Below are 20525 nucleotides of genomic sequence, written 5' to 3' on the forward strand. Positions count from 1 at the left end.
TGCTTGAGCGCCCTTCATGGCCTCGTCGCTCGCAAGGAAACTCCCGTGTCCGCTCTCCATGACATTCTCGACAGGTCTTATGACGCCTTCCTCTTCGATATGGATGGAACGCTCCTGAATTCCATTGCCGTCGTCGAACGTGTCTGGAGCGAATGGGCAAGACGCCATGGCTTCGAGCCGGAGGTCTTCCTGAAGACCATCCACGGCATCCGCGCCTCCGACGTCATTCGCGGGCTTGGACTGCCTGGTGTCGATCCGGCTCACGAGGCGGATCTGCTGCTCGCCGAGGAAATGGAAGATGTCTCCGGCATCGTCGAAATCCCGGGCGCCATTCGTTTCCTGAGCGCCATCGCCGATGGCCGATGGGCGATCGTCACCTCCGCTCCGATCGAGCTCGCCAAGCGCCGCATGGCCGCTGCCGGCATCCCGATGCCGAAGGTCATGGTCAGCGGCGGTGAGGTCAAATCGGGCAAGCCCAGCCCCGAAGGTTATCTGCTTGGCGCAAGCCGCCTCGGCGTCGACCCGTCGAGATGCCTGGTTTTCGAAGATGCGGTCGCCGGCATCCTCGCCGGCGAAGCCGCCGGCGCCGATGTCACCGTGATCACCGAAACCCACGCCACACCTTTCGAAACGCCGCATTTCTCGATCGCCAACTACCAGGCATGGCAGCCCCGCCAGACCGCCGAAGGCCGGCTGATGCTGGCTGCGGTCTGACCATTGCCGCGAAGTGCCTCTTTTTCTTGGAGGCAGGCTTTTTCCGCTTGCATTGCACGCGCTGAAAAACTAAACGAAGCAAGCCGTTTCGGCAGGTCGGGGCGTAGCGCAGCCCGGTAGCGCACTTGACTGGGGGTCAAGGGGTCGCTGGTTCAAGTCCAGTCGCCCCGACCATTTAAAGTAAATAACGCGACGAAATACTCCCCCAGAGTGCAGTCGCAAGCAAATCCCGTAGTTCTTTTTGGGGCTCCTCTAGTTCGAGGACATGGTATTTGTCGTCTTTTGTTAAGACTATACGCCGTTCTTGACGGAATAACTTAATTTTGGATTGAATGAGTGGCTGAAACCTCTTCGCATTCCTGCGAATAGGTGTAGATTAACATTATCCCTGTCCCAGATAGCCTAGTGCGAGCGCATGGCGGATATGAAGCAGAATCTAACTTGCAGGCAGGCCCTCGCCAGCGCGTTTCAGGCTCTGTCGGAAGAGGCCGTCAAAGCCGGATGGTCGGAGGGCGATGTGGCGTTGGCCCTTGCCGAACTCGCCGAAGAGCGGGTGATCGAGGTCACCGCCAAGGTGATCATGGAAGGCTCCATTCATCCTCAACTCGTCGCCGCTGGCGGCGGTCGCAGCGGCTAAACTCGTCGTAAAGTGCCGCTCGGGGCAGGAGAGGAAAAGCGTTTTTCGCTTGCGTCTGCACCCGCTGCTTCGTGCTTTTAAACGCGGCGCTAACGCATGGGACAAAATATTGTTCCACCGAAATCTGCGCAGTTGCTAAAGTTCAAGCCGTCGCGCATAATGCTCTCATCGTCGGTTGCGGAGGGCGGCTGGCGGTGCAAGCGTTGGATGCGTTTGCCCTCGGAGGGAACTGCGGCGTGATGTTGCGATCGTCAATTCACCCCCATGATTTACCGCTTTTCTCGGAAGATCTCGATCTCCTTTCGCAGGTGCTCGACAAGGTCTGCGAAGAGCGTGGTCTCAACAGGACGGCGCCGGAGGCCGAGCGGATCGGCGCGGTGATCATCCAGCTCTACAGGCAGGGCGTGAGGGACGGCGGTAAGCTTGCCGACCTCGCAAAGACCTATCTCTGATCGTTGGGTTCCGTCAGTCGTCGTTGGCGGCGTTAAGGTTTTCCGGCCGGATGCCGTCATCGCTCGATGTGCGTGCACGCAACCGGATGCCGGGGCCGCCTTCGTCCTGATTGCCGCTGGAGAGAAAGATGATGCCGTGCGCTTCGAGCGTTGCGCGCACGTCGAGCAACGCATGCGGCTCGCCCATCCATTCGCCCTTTTCCAGCGCCGCCACGGTCTCGGGCGTCAGGCCGCTTGCGGCGGCGAGCTCTTCGAGGCTCATCCCGATCATGGCGCGTGCGCCGCGTATCTGCGTTGCCGTTATCATGATGGAAAATCTAGCGCATTTCCCACACTTCTCAAGTGGTGCGGCGGTTGATCGGCGAAGTCACAGGTCGCTGCAGGCTGGCTGATGCCGCCGCCTCTCCATGCCTCTTCAGACGTCTCTCAATTTTACGCCAAAGAGATCGTCATGCATGCGCTCGACCGCGATTCCTACGCCTCCCATGAGGGAGGCCCGGTTCCCGAAGCGGCTGATCTCGATGCGCGGCGGGTAGGGCGTACAACGCGGCAGGAAACGCCGGATGGCGTCTACGAGCTCCGGCCTGGCGCCGATGCTGCCGCCGATGATCACCATTTCAGGATCGAGAGTTGCGCCGATGGCAGCAATGGCGACCGCCGCCAGCCTTGCTGTCTCTTCGATTGCCGCAACCGCGCTTGTTTCTCCCGCGTTGAACGCGGCGAAGAGATCGGTCACGGTCGAGGCGTTACGCCCGCCGAAACCGGTGTAGCGGCGCAGCATCGCTTCGCTGCCGACGGCGCACTCAAAGGTTCCAAGCGTAAACCCGCCAGGATCGAAGGCATCTCCGCCGATCGGAAGATAGGCGATTTCGCCGGCCGAGCCCCGTGCCCCGCGCAACAGAGCTCCGTTGGCGATGATACCCATGCCGATCCCTGTTCCGAGCGCAACGAAAGCGAAATTGCTGCTTTCAACGCCGTGTCCCCGCCACTTCTCTCCTTGCGCGGCGAGGTTGACATCATTTTCGACGATCACGGCCATACCCATTCTGTCGCTGAAGAGTTGCCGCAGATCGATCGCATCGATGCCCGGGATATTCGGCGCCACGTTGATATGCCCGGTGGCTGGATCGAGCACGCCGGGGCTGCCTAGAACGACGAGGCGGAGTCTATCGGTGGTGGTCTCGGCGGCAAGCGCGAGCTCGGCGAGGAGATCGCTGAATTGATTGATGAGATGCGTGCCGCCGCGCGGGTCGGTAAGCACGTTGATTTCGGCAACCACGTTTCCCAACAGATCGCAGATCACCGCGGCGATCCTCGTATCCCCCAGGTCGATGGAGGCGGCCAGCCCGGCCCTCGCGTTGATTTCGTAGGTGATGGCATTCCGGCCCGGGCGACCATCTGTTTGCCCGGCGGGTTTCAGCCATCCATCATCCTGGAGGTCGCGCACGACATCGGAAATCGTCTGCTTCGACAGGCCTGTCAGCTTGGCAATGTCGGCGCGGGAAATCGGCCCGTTTGCCAGGACGGTTCGGATCACGGCATTGGTTGAAATTTTTCGCGCGATGGGAGTCTGTACGACCGAAGATGCCATTGCCATCAAGATAGCCCGTTCCAATTAGTTCGGAGCGCATACTTAATCAGGACGATATCAAGTCGAATTATCGATAAGAGCGAAAGATCTGGCGCATAAACCTCGTCTTCCGGCTGTATCAGAGTACATTAAACCGACGATTTGTCTATGTCCTTGACAAATGGAGGACGGCCTATAGCATGGTTGGCCAAGGGATACACGCCGCCAACTGCGGAGCCATCTCATGAGCATTGCGGCATCATTGGTTATAGAGCAGTCGCAGCAAAGGCGCGCGGCGGTTCTGTGCCCGAAATTAAGCAGAAACAAAGAGATAAAGATTTTTCCTGACTCAGGGAAATCAGGAGGCGCTTTGCCCGGATCGGTCATCGATCCGCATTGCGAAGGCCACGGCGCCGTCCTGTTCCAGCTCAGAGAAACCAAGATGGCGGTAGAAGCCTCTGGCGCGCTCGTTTTTCGGATCGACACCGAGATGCACGGCGCTGACCCCATGCTTTTTCAGCGCCTCGAGCTCGGTATTGATCATCCTGCGTCCCCAGCCGCTCGCCTGAAGTCCGGGCAGGATGTTGATATGGAGATGTGCGGGGTAATCGTCCTGAAGCCACGGCGTCCCGCTGCGCGGCGCATGAATCCGCTCTATCACGTCGGCGTCGCGCGGACGGGCGGGTGTGAGGCCGGCGATCTGCCGGCGAACAAGCGGCCACCAGTTTGCTTCGAGGTCCCTGTCGAACCGGGCAGTATCCGGCACGCCGACGACATAGCCGACCGGGCGGCCGTCGAGAACCAGGACAAAAGCAAAGTCCTTGGCGAATTTGAGATAGGGCACCGACCAGATATAGCCGGGCAGATGCGGATCGCTGTAAAATGCGCTGGCATCATTGCCCCCATCTGCGGTTTTGAGGCAGATTTCGAAAAGGGCTTCGCTATCCGCGTCAACCGCCGGGCGAAGGAAGCAGTTGCTGTCCATCACTTTGCCACCTCCTGCGTGGCGTCTTGTCATTCCAAGTTGCGAGGGAGGCTCATGCATTGAGGATTACCTCAGATTCGCCGGTCCGGCAAAGCTCTGGGGGAAGAAAACGTTCGGCCGGTGCTTGGCGCAGAGACTGAACGGGGAGTGGAGAATAAACCAAATAAATGGTGGAACAGATGAAAAGAAGCGTGAAATCGATCAACATACTGTCCGCATGCCAATTGAGAGCAGCTGTCGCGCTTGCCGGCGCGGCGCTTGTCAGCCTCGGCCTTTCCGCTGCGCGCGCTGCCGATCTGCCTGTATGGGACGATCAGACCTATGAAGGCCAGAGCGCGGTCATCGAGCAGCTGAACAAGGAGTTCGAAGCTGCTCATCCCGGCGTCACCATCAAACGCACCGCCCGGACCTTCGACGACATGAAGTTGACGCTGAAGCTTGCTGTTTCGGCAGGGGATGGCCCCGTCGTCACCAAGGTCAACCAGGGCGCCGGCGACATGGGCGCCATGGTGAAGGAAGGCCTGCTCCTTCCTGTCGACGACTACATCAAGAAATACAGCTGGGATAAGCGGCAATCGGATTCCGTGCTTGCCCGAGACCGCTGGGACGGACCAAAATTCGGCGTGGGCAAGACCTACGGCATATCGGGCCTCGCCGAAATCGTCGGTCTCTACTACAACAAGAAGATCCTCGATGATGCGGGCATAGCGCTGCCGCAAACCTTCGAGGAGCTCTTGGCCGCTCTCGACAAGCTGAAGGAAAAGGGTGTTGCGCCCTTCATGATGGGCTCGGCAAAGCAGCATCTGGCCCTGCACATGATCGGCGCCATCGATCAGGCGCATATCGATGCGAGCAATCGTGCCGAACTTGACGATCTGATTTACGGCAAGGGCGGCTCCTGGAACACCAAGGGCAACATAGAATCCGCCAAACTCGTGCAGAAGTGGGCGCAGGGCGGCTATTTCTACCCCGGTTTCGAGGGCATCTCGGGTGATGACGCCGTCCAGCTTTTCATATCAGGGCAAGGCGCCTTCCTGATCTCCGGGACCTGGTATTTCGGTGATATGCAGCACAATCAGGATATCGGCTTCATGGCCATTCCTGCCCCGAAAGGTATTTCCAAGCCGCTGAGCGTCGGCGGCGTGGACCTCGCCTGGGCGATAACGAGCCTTGCCAAGGAAAAGGCGACTCAGGATCTGGCCGGCGAATATATCGACTACATGGTTTCGGAAAAGGCTGCCGAAACCTGGGCCAATGCTGGCTATCTTCCGGCAACATCGCTGGCGGCGGATGCAAAGCCGAAGCTCACGCCGCTGCTCACCTCCGGCATCGAGATGTGGAAGGCGCTCAACGCCAACGACGCTCTCGGCCATTATCCCGATTGGTCGAGCCCGACGATGCTGAAGACAATCGACGACAACACGCCGCTTCTTCTGTCCGGCAAGATCACGCCCGAAGCCTTCGTCGACGCCATGGACAAGGATTATCAGGCGTATCTGAAGGGTCAGAAATAAAATGGCGCAGACGCAGGTTGCGGCCGTCCGCGTCCTGCGTCTCGCCGATCCTCGGTTAAAAATCGAGCGCCGCGATCTCAGGCTTGCGGCGCAACGACGATAGTTTTGGCTTCATGGAGTACCGGATGAAGCGCTCCCCACTTGATGGTTCCGAACATACCAATTGGATCTATTTGTTGCCGGGATTGCTGCTTTACGCGGCTTTCGTCTTCGGCCCGATTGTCGCGGCTTTGGGATTGAGCCTGACCAGCTGGGACGGCCTGACCATGCCCAAGTGGGTTGGCCTCGGCAATTATGTCGATCTCTTTTCCGACGATCGTTTTTATATTGCCTTGCGCAACAATGCCGAGCTCATGATTTTCTATTGTGTCCTGCCGCTCGTGCTCGGCATAGCTCTTGCCGCCTGCGTCTGGAATCTGAAGCAACGCGAACAGCTTGCCCTGCGTACGTTTCTGTTCCTGCCTTATATCATGCCGACTGCCGTATTGGGCATCATCTGGGCATGGCTCTACAATCCTGCCTTCGGCCCCTTCAATCAATTCCTGAGAGCGGTAGGCCTGGGCAAGTTCGCGCTTCCATGGCTGGGAGATTTCGACTTTGTGCTTCCTGCAGTCGGGATCGTCGCGACCTGGTATTTCTTCGGCTTCTGCATGGTCATCTTCCTCACGGGAATTCAGCGCATCGATCCGTCGCTTTTCGACGCCGCCAAGGTCGACGGCGCTTCGGCGCGAAAGACCTTCTTCTGGATAACGCTGCCGCTTCTATTGCCTGAGATAAGGGTGGTTTTGCTTCTGACCGTCATCGCGTCGATCAAGAGCTTCGATCTCATCTTCACCATGACCCGCGGCGGCCCCGCCAATGCGACGCTCGTGCCGAACATCTACATGTATCAGCTCGGCTTCGAGCTCAATCGGTTCGGCGCGGCGGCGGCCATCGCCATTGTCGGCGCGGCCCTGACATTCATCATCAACTATATAATTCACCGGTTTGTCGGCTCGCAGAACAAAGGGGTGGCGTGATGAGCCGTTCGTCCAATATCCCCGCGACCACGCTGCCTCTTCGCATTCTCCTCTGGCTTCTTGCATTCGTCACGATCACGCCGTTCCTGCTTCTGCTTCTGACGTCGATAAAGAGCAAGGCCGACGTTCTGAAGGGTGCGTTCGCCTTGCCGGCATATCCGCATTTCGAGAATTACCTCGATGCTTGGAATGCCGGGCATTTCAATATTTACTTCTGGAATTCGATCATCGTCGTCATACCCGTCGTCGCCGCGAGCGTCTTTCTCGGCCTGCTGACGGGCTTCGCCTTCGCTTTTCTGTCTTTCCCGCTCAGACGTACGCTGTTCGCCATCCTGACGCTTGGCATGATGGTGCCGGCGGAGGCCTTCATCATCCCGCTCTATTATGAAATGCGGTATCTCGGATGGATCAATACATATGCGGCCGTGATCGTGCCGCAGATCGCGATGTCGATCCCATTCTCGACGATCTTCCTGGCCAGCGCGATGCAGCAACTGCCGGAGGAAATTCTCGAGGCGGCGGTTCTCGATGGCGCCGGGCGCTTTTACATCCTTCGCAAGATCGTCGTCCCCCTCATGGTGCCGGCAATGTCGACACTGGCGCTGTTCCTGTTCATCTGGACCTGGAACGAGTTTCTGATCCCCTTCATCCTGGTCAACGACGACGCCTATCGGACGCTGCCTCTCGGCATGCTGTTTTTCCAGGGGCGCTACACCGTCAACACGCCGGTTCTGACCGCCGGCGCGGTGATCGTCATTGCCCCACTCATCCTGACCTATCTCATTTTCCAGCGCCGGTTCATCGCCGGCCTGACGGCAGGGACGACGAAATAGGAAGCCCAAGCCATCGGCGGCAAGGCTTCAAGCCGCTCGGGCGAGATTTTGGCGGCGCTTGTGGCGCGCTTCCAGCGCTACGCAGCCCCAGACCGTGCCGAAGAGCAGGTAGACATGGCGCCAGTGGTCGATGTCGATCACGTTGCCGATCGCCGCGTGGCCGAGAACGGAGATCCAGGCGATCATCAGGAAGGGTTGCCAGGGCCGGTCGAGCAGCAGGTTGCGGAAGCCGATCGTGAGCGTCCAGAGCAGCATGCCGACATAGCTGACGAAGCCGAGCCATCCATAGGTCGTCAGCGATTTCAGCCAGATATTGTGCTCGTCCTCGGGAAACATCGTGCCGAATACCAGGGGGCCGATGCCGAGCGGGCGCTCCATCATCATGGTGAAGCCGATCCTGTGGCGCTCGAAGCGGCCGAGGTGTTCGCCGTCATATTGCTGCACCAGCTGGGCGCGTGCCGAAAACAGGTTTGCGACCTTCGGGATCTGCAGCGCCACCAGCAGCGATGCGACCAGCATGATGATCGCCGCCAGCGACAGGATCAGCACTCTCAAGCGGAAGGCGCCGCTGCGCTCCTTCAGCAGCATGATGAAAATCAAGAGCAGCACGCCAAGGGCAAAGAGACCCCAGGCGGCGCGGGAAAAGGAGAGGAAGATACCGAGCGCAATCACCAGCAGGGCCACGGCCTTCAATGGCGATTTCTTCAGGTCGCCGACGAGAATCCCATGGATGAGATGGAGCGACGGCGGCACCAGGAAGGGGCCGAAGACGTTCGGATCCTGAAAGGCGCCTTTGGCGCGGTCGTAGAGCGTGAAGACCTCTGAACCCGGAAAGGCGTGGAAATAGCCGAGCACGCCGAGCGCTGAAGTGGCGACGGCGGCGAAGGCCCAGGCGTTGAAGATCAGCGGCAGCCGCTTGTGGCTGTCCTCGATGATCGCCGCGTAGAAGACGGCCGTCAGGGCCAGAAAGGTCGAGACCGCGATATACATCGGTCCGGTCGCCAGGTCCTTCATCTGTGTCAGCGACAGCATGCCGCCGATATTGAAGGTGAGGAGCAGGGCAAGCAACGGCGCGACGCCCCGCGAAATCTTCAGGCCGAGAATGAACCAGAGGCCGATCAGTCCCGCCATCCAGAGTTCATAGGGCGCCGGCTCGTCGATGACGAAGCCCGAGAGGAAGACGCCGAAGGCGACGAAGGCCGAGCCGATCAGGCGCAGCGTCGCCCGCTGCGGCTGGGCGACACGCTGATATGTCGCCTCGATCGCGCTCAATAGGCATTTTCCGTGTTGAGCAGCCGGATCGGCGTCAGGAACAGGATCTTCAGATCGAACCAGAGCGACCAGTTCTCGATATAGTAGAGGTCGTAGGCCGTGCGGAACTTGATCTTCTCGTCATTGTCCACTTCGCCGCGCCAGCCGTTGATCTGCGCCCAGCCGGTGACACCCGGTTTGACGCGGTGGCGGGCGAAATAACCCTCGACGACATCGGCGAAGGCGCGGTCGCGCGCCTGGGCGAGAACGGCATGCGGACGCGGGCCGACGAGGGAGAGGTCGCCCTTCAGCACGTTGAAAAGCTGCGGCAGCTCGTCGATCGAGGTCTTGCGGATGAAACGGCCGACGCGGGTGACGCGCGGATCGCCCTTGGTCACGGCGGCCCTGCCTGTGGGGTCGCTCATGTTGGTGTACATCGAGCGGAACTTGAAGACGTTGATGACTTCGTTATTGAAGCCATGGCGCTTCTGCATGAAGAAGACAGGGCCCTCCGAGGTCGCCTTGATGGCGATGGCGGTCACGAGCATCAGCGGCCAGAGCAGCGCAAGCGCGACTATGGTGAAGAAGATGTCGAAGCCGCGCTTGGCGACGGAATCCCAGTCGCGGATCGGCTTCTTGAAAATGTCGAGCATCGGCACCGAGCCGACATGAGAATAGGCGCGCGGCCTGAAACGCAGCCGGTTGGCATGGGCGGCAAGGCGGATATCGACCGGCAGGACCCAGAGCTTCTTCAGGAGATCGAAGATACGCGCCTCGGCCGAAAGCGGCAGGGCGATGATCAGCATGTCGATGCGCGTCAGCCGCACGAATTCGACGAGTTCGGCCACGGTGCCGAGTTTCGGATAACCGGCGACCATGATCGGCGAACGCTTTTCGCCGCGGTCGTCGAAGATGCCGCAGATGCGGATGTCGTTGTCGGCCTGCTGTTCGAGGATGCGGATCAGCTCCTTGGCCGGTTCGCCGCCGCCGACGATGACGGCGCGCCGCTCCATGATGCCATTGCGCGCCCAGTTGCGGATGCCGTAAGCGACGAGGAAACGCTCGGCCGCCAGGAAAAGCGCGCCCACCACGAACCAGGGGATACAGGCCTCGACCATCGCCCATGTCGTTCCGCGGACGAGCGCGAAAAAGCCGACGGTCAGGATAAGCGCGATCGTCCACGAGGCGAGGATGCGCGGCATCAACCGGAGCTTGGCCCGAAGTGCGGGAATGGTGTAGGTGTCGGCAAGCTGCAGGCCGACGACCGTCAAGGCCGAAGCGATCGCCGCCATGCCGGCGCGCATCAGCGGGGTATCGCTGCCGTCGCCCGGCCAGAAATAGTGAGCGATCAGGGCAATGGCGAATAGCGCCAGGAATTCCAGGAGCCGCAATTGCCCGATGATGATGACGGGCGATTGCGGGCCGTCGCGGAATTGTTCGGCGATCTGCCGGGCATAGGGATTGATCTCGATCGGCCCGGAGGATTTCTCCTCGGCCGCGTCGCTGCGCGCCTCGACGTCGGAAACTTGCTTGCGCAGCGCTTCTACGTCGAATTGATCGCCTTTTTCCAGTTTGTTCATGGGGTTTTGTCGCTCGTTGTCAGCAAGCGAAATACCAGAAAGCCCCTAAGAAATATTTACGAGGCGACGGACATTGCTTGCTCGGCAGTGGGATCGACGAGCTCATGGTACAATTTCAGGACATCCTGCGCCATCACCGCCGAGGAAAACACGGCCTTTACTGCGTCGCGCGAGGGCATTGTTTGGGCGTGCCAGCCGGGCGTGCTCAGCGCTTCCGCCATGACGCGGGCAAGATCGGCGGAATTGCCGGGCTCCACAAGGGCAGGGCTGTCCTTGCCGAGCACCTCGGGAATGCCGCCGACGCGGCTTGCGATGATCGTCTTGCCGGCGCCAAGCCCTTCGAGCACGATATAGGGCATGGCTTCGGCGCGCGAGGGGACGACGAGATTCTGCGCCATGGCGAAGGCTTCGTGGATGCGCATCGCCGGCAGCATGCCGATACGTTTACCGAGGCCGCGCTCGACCATCATTTCGCGGTAGCGGTCGCGGTCAGGCCCGTCGCCGATCATCAGCGCCGAAAGCGGCCTGCCGAGCAGCCGCTCGGTCTTGGCGAAGGCATCGACAAACAGATCGGGACCCTTGAGGTCCCGAAGCATCCCGACATAGATGAAATGAACGGCATCCGACCGGGTGTGGATCGGCTCGAATTCACGCTCTCCGATGCCGTTGTAGATCAGTTTCGTCTTCGTTCGCGGCTTGCCCACCTTGCGGGCATAGGTGTCGCGCTCGTATTCGCAGATGAAGACCAGCGCATCCGTGAAATATTCCTGCAGGCGCTCCATCCTGAGGACGAACTGTCCTGTGAATGAGGAGCGCGAATAATGCAGGCTTCCGCCGTGCGCGGTATAGAGGCGGGCTACGCGATACCTGTTCACCCGCAGAGCTGAGCCGGCAAGTCGCGCGAGCACGCCGCCTTTGGCGCCGTGTCCGTGCAGCACATCCGGCCGCAAACTTTTGATTTTCTTGTACGTATCCCACATCGTTGCAATATCGGACGGGCTGACGGAGCGCCGGATCGGCACGCGTGTCAGGCCGAGCGACAGATAGGGACGGATATCGTCGAAAAGGCTGTCCTCATGTTCGCCGCCGGTCGAGCTGTCGCAGAGGATGCCGATTTCATGACCGGCCTTGCTGTGCTCTTCGACGAGATCGCGGACATGGCGGAAGATCCCGCCGACCGGCGACCTGAAGCAGTGGAGGATGCGGAGCGGCTTCTCTGTTGCCATCGCTCAGAAGAGCCGTTCGCGGACGTAGATCGTGTCGCCGGCGATGATCGGCCCGGATATGTTGATGCGGCCGGTCAGCACCTCTCCGTTGATCTTGCGGGTGACGTCGACCATGCTCTGGTTGGCGCGGCTGGAGAAACCGCCGGCAACCGCGATGGCGTTCTGCACCGTCATACCGGGAACATAGGCATACTGGCCGGGCTGGCCGACTTCGCCCATGATGAAGATCGATCGGTAGCGATCGACGTCGATGGTGACGTCGGGGTCGCGAAGATAGCCCTGCTGCAGTTTCTGGGCGATCTGCCCGGAGAGTTGCTGCAGGGTCCGGCCGCGGGCAGGGACCTGGCCGATGAGGGGGAAGGCGATATAGCCGGCCTGATCCACCGTATAGGTATTGGTCAGGCTCTGCTGATCGAAGACGGTGATGCGCAGACGGTCGCCGCTGTCGAGCGTATAGGGCTGGATCGTCGCCTCGTTAAAGGCCTTCGGCGCCGGCTTATACGTCGTGCAGCCGCCCAATGCTGCCGTCATGGCTGCAAGGCTCAGGGCCAAAAGGATCTTGGGCGGGGCGACAGACATCCGCTTGTGCTCACAGAAAATGAACTTGGTGAAGCCGTTATCGATCCGTTAGGGTTAATGCCCGGTAAAGGGCGCATGCAATTTCCCGGTTTCCTTCGCCGACCTCGCTCATTTCTTGGCAGGATCGCCATTAACCGTTGAGTTACCATGGTCGTTTACGCTTGCGGCTCGTTTGTTGTGGAGTAAGAGCATGTCCGGCGTAGTGCGTGATCAGGATGTGGACATCGACCTCGGCCAGCTGGTCCGCGCTGTTTGGGCGCGCCGCCTCAGGGTTTTGGCGATTACTCTGGTGGCGGCAGGTGCCGCCTTCGCCGGCGCCAAGCTCATGTCGCCGCAATATCGCAGCGAAACACGGCTCCTCATCGAACCCCGCGCACCGGCCTTCGCCAGCACCCAGCAGGCCAATGACGCGAGTGCTGGCCCGCTGATGGACGAGTTGAATATCGCCAGCCAGGTGCAGCTCCTGCAATCGGCCGATCTCCTCAAGCGGGTCATCAACGACCTGAAGCTCTATAACCTGCCGGAATTCGACGACGCCGCCAATGGCTCTGCCATGAGCAGTATCCTGGTGAAACTGCACCTGAAGAAGAACCCGCTGGAAAACCCGCCGGAAGAGCGCGTCATCGACGCCTTCATCGAACGGCTGCAAGTCTATCAGGTGCCGGGTTCGCGCGTCATCGGCATCACCTTCACTTCGAAGGATCCGAAGCTCGCCGCCGCCATCCCGAACGTCATGGCGAAGGTCTACCTCTCGATCCAGAGCGGCGCCAAGCTCGATTCCAATTCGGAGGCGACGCGCTGGCTGGAGCCGGAAATCGAAAACCTGCGCCGGAAGGTTAGCGAGGCCGAGCAGAAGGTTGCCGAATATCGCACCACTTACGGGCTCTTGCAGACGAACGGCACGACCACCTTTCCGGCACAGCAATTGAACGATATCTCCGCCGAGCTGACCCGCGTGCGTGGAGACAAGGCAAATGCCGAGGCGAGGGCGCAGGCGGTGCGTAATGCGCTGTCTTCGGGCGAGGCTTCCGACACGCTGCCTGACATCATGTCCTCACAGGCGATCCAGCGGCTGAAGGGGACCGAATCCGGCCTGCAGTCGCAGATCTCAGACCTGCAGACCAGTCTTCTCAACAATCATCCGCGGCTGAAAAGCCTGCGCGCCCAGCTCTCCGATATCCGCGGCCAAATCCGCCAGGAGACGCAAAAGATCCTGGCGAGCATCGAAAACGAAGCGAAGGTTGCCGATCTGCGCGCGAGCGAGCTGGAGCGCCAGAAGGACGCTGTGCAGGCCAACAGCGCCCGCGCCGGCGAAGACGAGGTCGGCCTCAACGCGCTGGAGCGTGAGGCAAATGCGCAGCGCCAGTTGCTCGAAACCTATCTGGTTCGCTACCGCGAGGCGGCTTCCCGCGCCGACAGCAATTCGAGCCCTGCCGATGCCCGCATCGTTTCCAAGGCGATCGAACCGGTCGATCCCTATTTCCCGAAGGTCGTGCCGATCGTCGTCGTCGCCGCTGTCGCGACGCTGATCGTGAGCGCGATCGTCATCATGCTGGCCGAGCTCTTCAGCGGCCGGGCGCTCCGAGCCGTCGATACCGCGCCGAAGGAGTCGGAAGACGAAGCGGCCGTCGAGAACGACGTGCCGCAGGCCGCTCCGGTTGTCGTTGCCGCCGCCAGAAAACCTGTCCAGCCGAGCATGCTCGCCGTCGCCGCGGATGAGGATGACGAAGTCGAGGACGTGGAGGCTGCCGAACAGGCATCGGAGGACGACAATGAATTCTCCATTGCCTCCGTTGCGGACTATCTTACGGACAGCCGCGCGCCGCTGGCGATCGCCATATCTCCGACCGGTGACAATGGTTCGACGGCGACGGTTTCGCTGACCCGCATGCTTGCCGATGCTGGACGCCGCGTCATTCTGATCGACATGACCGGTTCCGGTTATCCCACAGAACTGATGGCAGAGGACCGGGCGGCCCTTGGTGTCACGGATCTGCTTTGCGGCGAGGCCGCCTTTGGCGACACGATTCATGGCGACCGTTTTTCCGACGCGCATCTGATCCCGCAGGGCCAGAGCGATGTGCGCCGCGCCATGCGTGGCGTCGACCGGCTTTCGCTGCTCCTCGATGCGCTCGCTGCCGCCTATGACCTTGTCGTCGTCGAGTGCGGTGCGGCCGATGTCGCCGGCGTTTCACGACTGACGCGCAGCCGCGACGTCGAGATCATCCTCTCTCTGCCGGAGGTCGAGGAGACCATCTTCGTGACGCTGATGACGGACTTCCAGGCGGCAGGCTATGAGCGTGTCGTGCTGATGTCGGGCGGGGATGGGTCGGAGCAGGCATTCGGCCGGGCCGCCTGAGCGTCAGCTGATCCGCGCCCTTATGCCCTGGGCGAACTTATAGAGCTTGGGCCGCGCCTTGATATGCGCCTTGCCGCGGGTGACGAGCCGATGCGCGGCGCCGGCGGCGACGCCGAGCGGCGAGACCGGCAGCACTACGTCGTAATGCGCCGTCTCGACCGGCGCCCAGGAACGTTTGTAGGTCTGATCGCCGAGGCCGAAATCGAACAGCGCCACGCCCTTGCCATGCAGTCCCGAGATGGTCTGCCAATAGAGGAATTCGCCGGGGCTCGTATCCGGCACAAGCTCTTCGTCGATCGCGCCGAACTGGCAGATGATGTGATCGCCCTTGCGCGAGATACCCGAAATCGCGGCGATACGGCCTTCGTTTTCGCCCTTGAGCCGCAGCACGTGCATCTGCAGCCCGAAATACTGGCTGGCGTCATCTCGCTTGTCGATGAGGCCGTGCAGAAAGGCCTGCGTCTCCTTGTCGGCGAAGACGTCGGGCAGGCCGAGGCTGGCAAAGCGGGCGCTCTTCAGGCGGAAGAACGTATCGAGCAGGCGATGCTGCTCTTCCGACGTTTCAGGAATGACGTATTCGAAGCCGCCAGCTGCCTCGAGACGTTTCGACTGAACGCGGAATTTCTTGCGCCGGCTCTTGGCGTTGAGCTGTTTCAGCGTTTCCTCGAAGGTGGAAAGCAGCGGCAGCTGGTAGGCGTGGTTCTGGTTCTGCACCATCGGCAGCCCCGTCAGCGGCGTCTGCCGCCCGCGCCATTCCAGCGGAATGTTCTGCAGCAGCAGCAGATCGGCCCGGCCCTTCAGCGCCTGCTGGAGCTGGCCGGCGAACTTGTCGGCGTCGATGCTGCCGCCGCTGTCTGCAAAGCTTTCGGAAAACAGACCGGTATTGATGTTGCTGTGATCGGCGGCGATGAACTTCGCGACGGAAAGCCCGCGAGATTTGACGATCTCGACCGGCAGAATGAAAGCGGCCTGGCCGGCATGGGTGCCTTTGAGGATCGCCAGCGGCCTCTGAAAGGCGCTTACCCAGGCGGCGCACCAGTCGTAGCTCTGATGCAGCGACTGGAGATTATCGCGCTCCAGAGCTCGCCAGTCGTCCTCCAGCGGCTGCATTGCCTCGAAAACGCTGATGTCGATTTCGGCCATGGCGAGTTTCATGCTCAGCTGGCGCAGGTTCGAAAGGGCTGTCTCGGCCAGCGCTGCGTCGTCTGACGCTTGTTCATCGACATCGAGCTTTTGCGTCTGCACGGGTGGTCTCCGGTCAAGAATGCTGAGCGGAAGGTAGGGGTGCCTGACGTATATTTGGTTTAACTGGAGGTGGTGGGCGAGGTTTTCCGCTGATCACGGTTATTCCGCCGTTAATGCATGTCGCTCGGAACTGTGCAGCGGTTCCGAGATAACGACATGCATAAAACAGGGGGTCAAAGTGCTGCGCATGATCAAGTTTGGTGCGACGCGCTGGGTGATCTTACCGCTGGCGGGGGCCGGCCATCCATTTGATGATCACCATCGCCGGCAAGACCCAAAGCAGACCGGTCAGGAAGAAATAGAGGAGGTGTCCCCACCAGGGCGCGTTGCCGAGCGTTGCCACCGCGATCGTATTGGCCAGCAGCGCATAGCCGAGCACGAGCACGATGATGAGGATCGTGCCGATGAATTTGCGGAGGCGGATGGGCATCGGTTATCTCTTGGATTGGACGCATCGACCGGCGCGACGGCATGCCGCAAAGGTTCGGGGCTTGTTTTGCATGAGCCGGTGGGGCAAATCAACACCCGGATAGAAGGAGACATCATGGCCGTCGCGAACCTCATCACGGAACAGGCGATCCGCAGCGAAATGCGAAAGCAGGACCGCGATCGCCGCGCCGTGCGCCTCTGGCTCGGTTTCGTGCTCTTGGCGCTTTTCTGTCTCGTGCTCGTCGGAGGCGCCACGCGGCTCACCAACTCCGGCCTGTCGATCACCGAATGGAAGCCGATCCACGGCGTCATCCCGCCGCTGTCGGTTGCCGAATGGGAGGAGGAGTTCCGCCTCTACCAGCGCATTCCCGAATTTCAGCAATTGAACAGCTCGATGACCGTCGAGGAATTCAAGAGCATCTTCTGGTGGGAATGGGCGCACCGGCTGATCGCCCGCGGCATCGGCGTGATCTTCGCCCTGCCGCTGATCTATTTCTGGCTGACAGGGCGGATCGAGAAGCGCCTGCGCTGGCCGCTCCTGGGCATCCTGGCGCTCGGCGGCCTGCAGGGCTTCATCGGCTGGTGGATGGTATCGTCAGGGCTTTCCGTCCGCACCGACGTCAGTCAGTATAGACTGGCAACCCATCTCGTCATGGCGTGCCTGATCTTCGCCTCCTGCATGTGGATCATGCGCGGCCTCTCCAGGCATTCCAACGATCCGATGCCGGCGCGAAGCTCGCGCGGCTTTGCCGCCGCGATCGCCATTTTCTCGCTGTTCCAGATCTATCTCGGCGCTCTTGTGGCTGGGCTCGACGCCGGCTTTTCCTACAATACCTGGCCGCTGATGGACGGGGCCGTCATCCCCTCCGATCTGCTGATACAGCAACCCTTCTGGATCAATGCCTTCGAGAACCCGAAAACGGTGCAGTTCATCCATCGCGTCGGCGCCTATACGCTCTTCGCACTGACGCTCATTAATATGGTGATTGCGCTGCGCGCGGCATCATGGACCACACATGCTCGCCGCGCTGTCCTGCTCTTCGCGCTGGTGACGCTACAGGCGGCGATCGGCATTGCCACGCTGCTGATGCAGGTGCCGCTTCACTGGGGCCTGCTGCACCAGGCCGGCGCACTTGTCGTTTTCGGCTTCGCTGTTGCCAACTGGCGAGGCTTTTACGGCGAATATCCGCGTGAGACGGTGATCGCGGAACACGATTGAGCTCGCCGCTTCAGCGTAGCAGGCCGTCGAGCAACGGCATGCCGACGATCGCGGCGGCGCCGATCAGGACGTAGCAGGCGATGCGGAAAGTCCGTTCTTCCGCAAGCCCGAAGAGTTTCGAGCCGCCGTAGAGCCCGACCGCATAGCTCGGCAGGGTGACGACCGTGAGCGCGAAGACGGCGGGCACGAACAGACCGCCGACATAATAGCTGATGACGCTGAAGACGGTCGAGATCGAGAAGTAGAGCACCACATTCGCCCTGACACGCGCGGAATCGCTCTTGCCACCGAGCCAATAGGCGACGACGGGCGGGCCGCCGAGTTGCGCGGCGCCGCTGAAAAGCCCGGCGATCAGGCCGACGCCGCTGGTGAGCGGCGTGGACGGGGCGCCGTGGTAGCGCCATCCGGAGACGAGGAGCGCAAGCAGGGATATGGCGATGACCGCGATACTCCAGCGCAGCAGCATCGGGTCGAGCAAAGCCAGCATCGCCGTGCCGGCCGGCACGCCGAGGGCAGCCCCTGCCGCCATGACGAAGACCTCGCGCCGGTTAGCGCCGCGCCAGGCGGGCGGGATCATTCCGAGCGTGGCAATGCCGTCGATGACGAGCAGGATCGGTGAAACCAGCTTCGGCCCGACGATTGCGCCGCCGAGCGGAATGAAGATCAGCGCGGCCCCGAAACCTGAAAAGCCGCGGGCAAGTCCGGCGATGAAGGCAAACGCCATCAGCGCGTAGATGCCGTGGTCGGGCAGGGCGGTTGCAAACCAGGCACGCAGGCCGGCGATAAGCGCATCCGGCGTCATGATGTCGTCAGGAAGCGAGCATCAGGTCCATGTTCTGGACCGCGGCGCCCGATGCGCCCTTGCCGAGATTGTCGAGCAAGGCCACCAGATTGACCTGCGAACCGCCTTCCTTGCCGAAAACGAAGAGCTTCATCGTGTCCTTGCCTTCGAGCTCGACGGCGTTGACACGGGGCAGCGCCTTGCTTTCGGCGAGCGGCACGACGGTGACGATATCCTGTCCGGCAAAATGGGCGACGAGCGAGGCATGGATGCTCTCCATCGTCGTGCCCTCGGCGAGATCGTCGAGATGGAGCGGCACCTGCACGATCATGCCCTGCGCGAACTTGCCGACCGACGGCGAGAAGATCGGCGCGCGGTCGAGCAGACCATGCACGGTCATCTCCGGCACATGCTTGTGGGTGAGCGGCAGGCCGTAAAGGAAATGCGGCGCGGTGATCGCATCCGGATGATCCGGATTTTCCATCTGGGCGATTAGCTGCTTGCCGCCGCCGGTATAACCGGAAACCGCGTTGACCGTCACCGGATAGCCGTCCGGCAGAATGCCGGCGGCACGCAGCGGCCGGATGAGGCCGATCGCGCCGGTGGGATAGCAGCCGGGATTGGCGACGAAACGGGCGGCCTTGATCCTGTCGGCCTGCGCCCCGTCCATTTCGGCGAAGCCATAGGCCCAGCCGGGATTGACGCGGAAGGCCGTCGAGGTGTCGATGACGCGGACGTTGTTGTTGCCCGAAACCATCTGAACCGCTTCCTTCGACGCATCGTCGGGCAGGCAGAGGATGGCGATGTCGGCGCCGTTCAGCATGTCTTCGCGCATGGCGGCATTGCGCCGTTCGGCCTCGGGAATGGACAGAAGCTCGACATCGCGGCGGCCGGCCATGCGCGTGCGGATCTGCAGACCCGTTGTGCCGTGTTCGCCGTCGATGAAGATTTTCGGTGCCATGATAGACCTGCGCTTTCAAGAGGTTCTGAAGGTTTCCGGATTCGGTTTGGGAGATCAATAAATCAGTCGTGTGACGTCGCGATGGCGCGTCGCTCCGCATGAAGCCCCAGCATATACATTGCCACCGTCGCCCCTGCAATGGCGGTAGTATCGGCGTGGTCGTAGGGCGGCGACACCTCGACGATATCGGCGCCGCGTATGTCGAGCTGATGCAGACGCTGCAGCACCGAGAGGATCTTGGCGCTCGACGGTCCGCCCGCAACCGGTGTGCCGGTACCGGGCGCAAAGGCCGGATCGAGGCAATCGATATCGAAGGTGAGATAGGCGGGTGCGCCGCGCGTATGCGAGATGATCGCAGAGGCGATGTCGCCGGCGCTCATATCCTCGACCTGATGCCCGTAGAGGATATTGATGCCGCAATCCTCGGGCGCATGCGTGCGGATGCCGATCTGGATCGATCGGTCGGGATCGATGATGCCCTCGCGGACGGCGCGCGCCACGAAGGAACCATGGTCGATGCGCCGCTCTTCGTCGAACCATGTGTCCTGGTGGGCGTCGAACTGCACGAGGGCGAGGGGGCCATGTTTTGCCGCATGGGCTTTCAGCAGCGGCCATGTGACGTAGTGATCGCCGCCGAGCGTCAGCAGAAAGGCGCCGCTGTCGAGGATGGCGTTCGCCTGGCGTTCGATCGCCGCGGGCGTGTCCTGATGGTTGCCGTAGTCGAGCAGGCAATCGCCATAGTCGATCACGGCCATCCCGGCGAAGAGATCGCGGTTGAAGGGATATTGCGCGTCGTTGTCGAAGATCGCCGAGGCGCGCCGGATCGCCTGCGGCCCGAAGCGCGTGCCCGGCCGGTTCGATGTCGCGGCATCGAAAGGAATGCCCCAGACGGCGACGTCGACGCCGGCAAGCTCCTTGGTGAAGCGGCGGCGCATGAAGGACAGCGCGCCGGCAAAGGTCGGGTCGCTGGCGGCGGAGGTAAGGCTGGTCGCCATGAAGGCGTGGTCAATCGATCTGTTCGCCAAGTCATGCTCCTTTTTTCGCTCGCAAAACCATCGTCGCGTTCGATGCGGACGCTGCGTTGTAAGATCACCGTTCGACGCAGGCATCGAGCGGCAGTCTCGCGAAAGTGTTGGCTGATCCCTCGCGCGCAGAAAGGGGTAGGCGAGGT

At 61.2% G+C, this 20525-nt stretch carries 20 protein-coding genes and 1 tRNA gene; 9 read left to right on the forward strand and 12 right to left on the reverse strand.

Annotation, left to right across the window (positions count from 1 at the left end; genetic code table 11):
* Positions 1–45: 45 nt before the first annotated feature.
* From ATY78_RS27055 to ATY78_RS27070, 4 genes are all read left to right on the forward strand, one after another.
* Positions 46–714: an HAD family hydrolase gene (locus tag ATY78_RS27055; protein ID WP_088685382.1), complete on the forward strand. Its 669-nt coding sequence runs from the start codon at positions 46–48 to the stop codon at positions 712–714.
* 97 nt (positions 715–811) lie between these two features.
* Positions 812–888, forward strand: a tRNA-Pro gene (locus tag ATY78_RS27060).
* Between the two features lie 241 nt (positions 889–1129).
* On the forward strand, positions 1130–1351 hold the full coding sequence (locus ATY78_RS27065) for a hypothetical protein (protein ID WP_088685383.1): 222 nt from the start codon (positions 1130–1132) through the stop codon (positions 1349–1351).
* Between the two features lie 239 nt (positions 1352–1590).
* Positions 1591–1803: a hypothetical protein gene (locus ATY78_RS27070; RefSeq protein WP_088685384.1), complete on the forward strand. Its 213-nt coding sequence runs from the start codon at positions 1591–1593 to the stop codon at positions 1801–1803.
* 13 nt (positions 1804–1816) lie between these two features.
* Here the strand turns inward: ATY78_RS27070 and ATY78_RS27075 are convergent, their stop codons facing one another.
* The 3 genes from ATY78_RS27075 to ATY78_RS27085 all read right to left on the reverse strand — a co-directional run bounded on the left by ATY78_RS27075 (position 1817) and on the right by ATY78_RS27085 (position 4358).
* Positions 1817–2110 carry a helix-turn-helix domain-containing protein gene (locus ATY78_RS27075; protein WP_088685385.1) on the reverse strand — a complete coding sequence of 98 codons (294 nt, stop codon included), beginning with the start codon at positions 2108–2110 and terminating at the stop codon, positions 1817–1819.
* Positions 2111–2218: 108 nt separating this feature from the next.
* Positions 2219–3400 (reverse strand): ROK family transcriptional regulator, encoded by a 1182-nt coding sequence (locus tag ATY78_RS27080; RefSeq protein ID WP_088685386.1) that lies wholly within the window; start codon positions 3398–3400, stop codon positions 2219–2221.
* Positions 3401–3731: 331 nt separating this feature from the next.
* Complete coding sequence (locus ATY78_RS27085; RefSeq protein ID WP_088685387.1) at positions 3732–4358, reverse strand: GNAT family N-acetyltransferase; 627 nt, start codon at positions 4356–4358, stop codon at positions 3732–3734.
* A 179-nt stretch (positions 4359–4537) separates the two neighbouring features.
* Between ATY78_RS27085 and ATY78_RS27090 the strand changes: the two genes are divergently transcribed.
* From ATY78_RS27090 to ATY78_RS27100, 3 genes are all read left to right on the forward strand, one after another.
* A complete protein-coding gene (locus ATY78_RS27090) occupies positions 4538–5872 on the forward strand; it encodes an extracellular solute-binding protein (protein ID WP_088685518.1) in 1335 nt (444 codons plus the stop codon).
* A gap of 125 nt (positions 5873–5997) precedes the next feature.
* Positions 5998–6891, forward strand: coding sequence for a sugar ABC transporter permease (locus ATY78_RS27095; RefSeq protein WP_088685388.1), 894 nt, complete (start codon positions 5998–6000; stop codon positions 6889–6891).
* A complete protein-coding gene (locus ATY78_RS27100; RefSeq protein WP_088685389.1) occupies positions 6891–7724 on the forward strand; it encodes a carbohydrate ABC transporter permease in 834 nt (277 codons plus the stop codon). The genes ATY78_RS27095 and ATY78_RS27100 overlap by 1 nt, the downstream gene beginning before the upstream one ends.
* A 27-nt stretch (positions 7725–7751) precedes the next feature.
* Here the strand turns inward: ATY78_RS27100 and ATY78_RS27105 are convergent, their stop codons facing one another.
* The 4 genes from ATY78_RS27105 to ATY78_RS27120 are packed head-to-tail and all read right to left on the reverse strand — an operon-like array spanning position 7752 to position 12360.
* Complete coding sequence (locus tag ATY78_RS27105) at positions 7752–8996, reverse strand: O-antigen ligase family protein (protein ID WP_088685390.1); 1245 nt, start codon at positions 8994–8996, stop codon at positions 7752–7754.
* Positions 8993–10555, reverse strand: coding sequence for an undecaprenyl-phosphate glucose phosphotransferase (locus tag ATY78_RS27110; protein ID WP_088685391.1), 1563 nt, complete (start codon positions 10553–10555; stop codon positions 8993–8995). Before ATY78_RS27110 ends, ATY78_RS27105 begins: the two co-directional genes overlap by 4 nt.
* A gap of 56 nt (positions 10556–10611) precedes the next feature.
* Positions 10612–11781 (reverse strand): glycosyltransferase, encoded by a 1170-nt coding sequence (locus ATY78_RS27115; RefSeq protein WP_088685392.1) that lies wholly within the window; start codon positions 11779–11781, stop codon positions 10612–10614.
* Positions 11782–11784: 3 nt separating this feature from the next.
* Positions 11785–12360 carry a polysaccharide biosynthesis/export family protein gene (locus tag ATY78_RS27120; protein ID WP_088685393.1) on the reverse strand — a complete coding sequence of 192 codons (576 nt, stop codon included), beginning with the start codon at positions 12358–12360 and terminating at the stop codon, positions 11785–11787.
* Positions 12361–12550: 190 nt separating this feature from the next.
* On the opposite strand from ATY78_RS27120, the gene ATY78_RS27125 reads away from it, so the two are divergent.
* On the forward strand, positions 12551–14719 hold the full coding sequence (locus ATY78_RS27125; RefSeq protein ID WP_088685394.1) for a Wzz/FepE/Etk N-terminal domain-containing protein: 2169 nt from the start codon (positions 12551–12553) through the stop codon (positions 14717–14719).
* Between the two features lie 3 nt (positions 14720–14722).
* Here the strand turns inward: ATY78_RS27125 and ATY78_RS27130 are convergent, their stop codons facing one another.
* Both ATY78_RS27130 and ATY78_RS27135 read right to left on the reverse strand, forming a co-directional pair.
* The gene (locus ATY78_RS27130; RefSeq protein ID WP_088685395.1) at positions 14723–15964 is read right to left on the reverse strand and encodes a GNAT family N-acetyltransferase; all 1242 of its coding nucleotides are present in this window, start codon (positions 15962–15964) and stop codon (positions 14723–14725) included.
* Between the two features lie 220 nt (positions 15965–16184).
* Entirely contained in the window at positions 16185–16394 is a 210-nt protein-coding gene (locus ATY78_RS27135; RefSeq protein ID WP_088685396.1) for a DUF2842 domain-containing protein, read from the reverse strand.
* A gap of 114 nt (positions 16395–16508) precedes the next feature.
* On the opposite strand from ATY78_RS27135, the gene ATY78_RS27140 reads away from it, so the two are divergent.
* Positions 16509–17612, forward strand: coding sequence for a COX15/CtaA family protein (locus tag ATY78_RS27140; protein ID WP_088685397.1), 1104 nt, complete (start codon positions 16509–16511; stop codon positions 17610–17612).
* Positions 17613–17622: 10 nt separating this feature from the next.
* On the opposite strand, the gene ATY78_RS27145 is transcribed toward ATY78_RS27140, so the two are convergent.
* The 3 genes from ATY78_RS27145 to speB all read right to left on the reverse strand — a co-directional run bounded on the left by ATY78_RS27145 (position 17623) and on the right by speB (position 20379).
* A complete protein-coding gene (locus tag ATY78_RS27145) occupies positions 17623–18414 on the reverse strand; it encodes a sulfite exporter TauE/SafE family protein (protein ID WP_088685398.1) in 792 nt (263 codons plus the stop codon).
* Between the two features lie 7 nt (positions 18415–18421).
* Positions 18422–19354, reverse strand: a complete 933-nt coding sequence (gene argC, locus ATY78_RS27150; protein ID WP_088685399.1) for an N-acetyl-gamma-glutamyl-phosphate reductase — start codon at positions 19352–19354, stop codon at positions 18422–18424.
* 62 nt (positions 19355–19416) lie between these two features.
* Positions 19417–20379, reverse strand: a complete 963-nt coding sequence (gene speB, locus ATY78_RS27155; RefSeq protein ID WP_088685400.1) for an agmatinase — start codon at positions 20377–20379, stop codon at positions 19417–19419.
* Between the last annotated feature and the right edge of the window lie 146 nt (positions 20380–20525).

This window comes from Rhizobium sp. R635 (assembly GCF_002211285.1).
GTDB lineage: Bacteria > Pseudomonadota > Alphaproteobacteria > Rhizobiales > Rhizobiaceae > Rhizobium.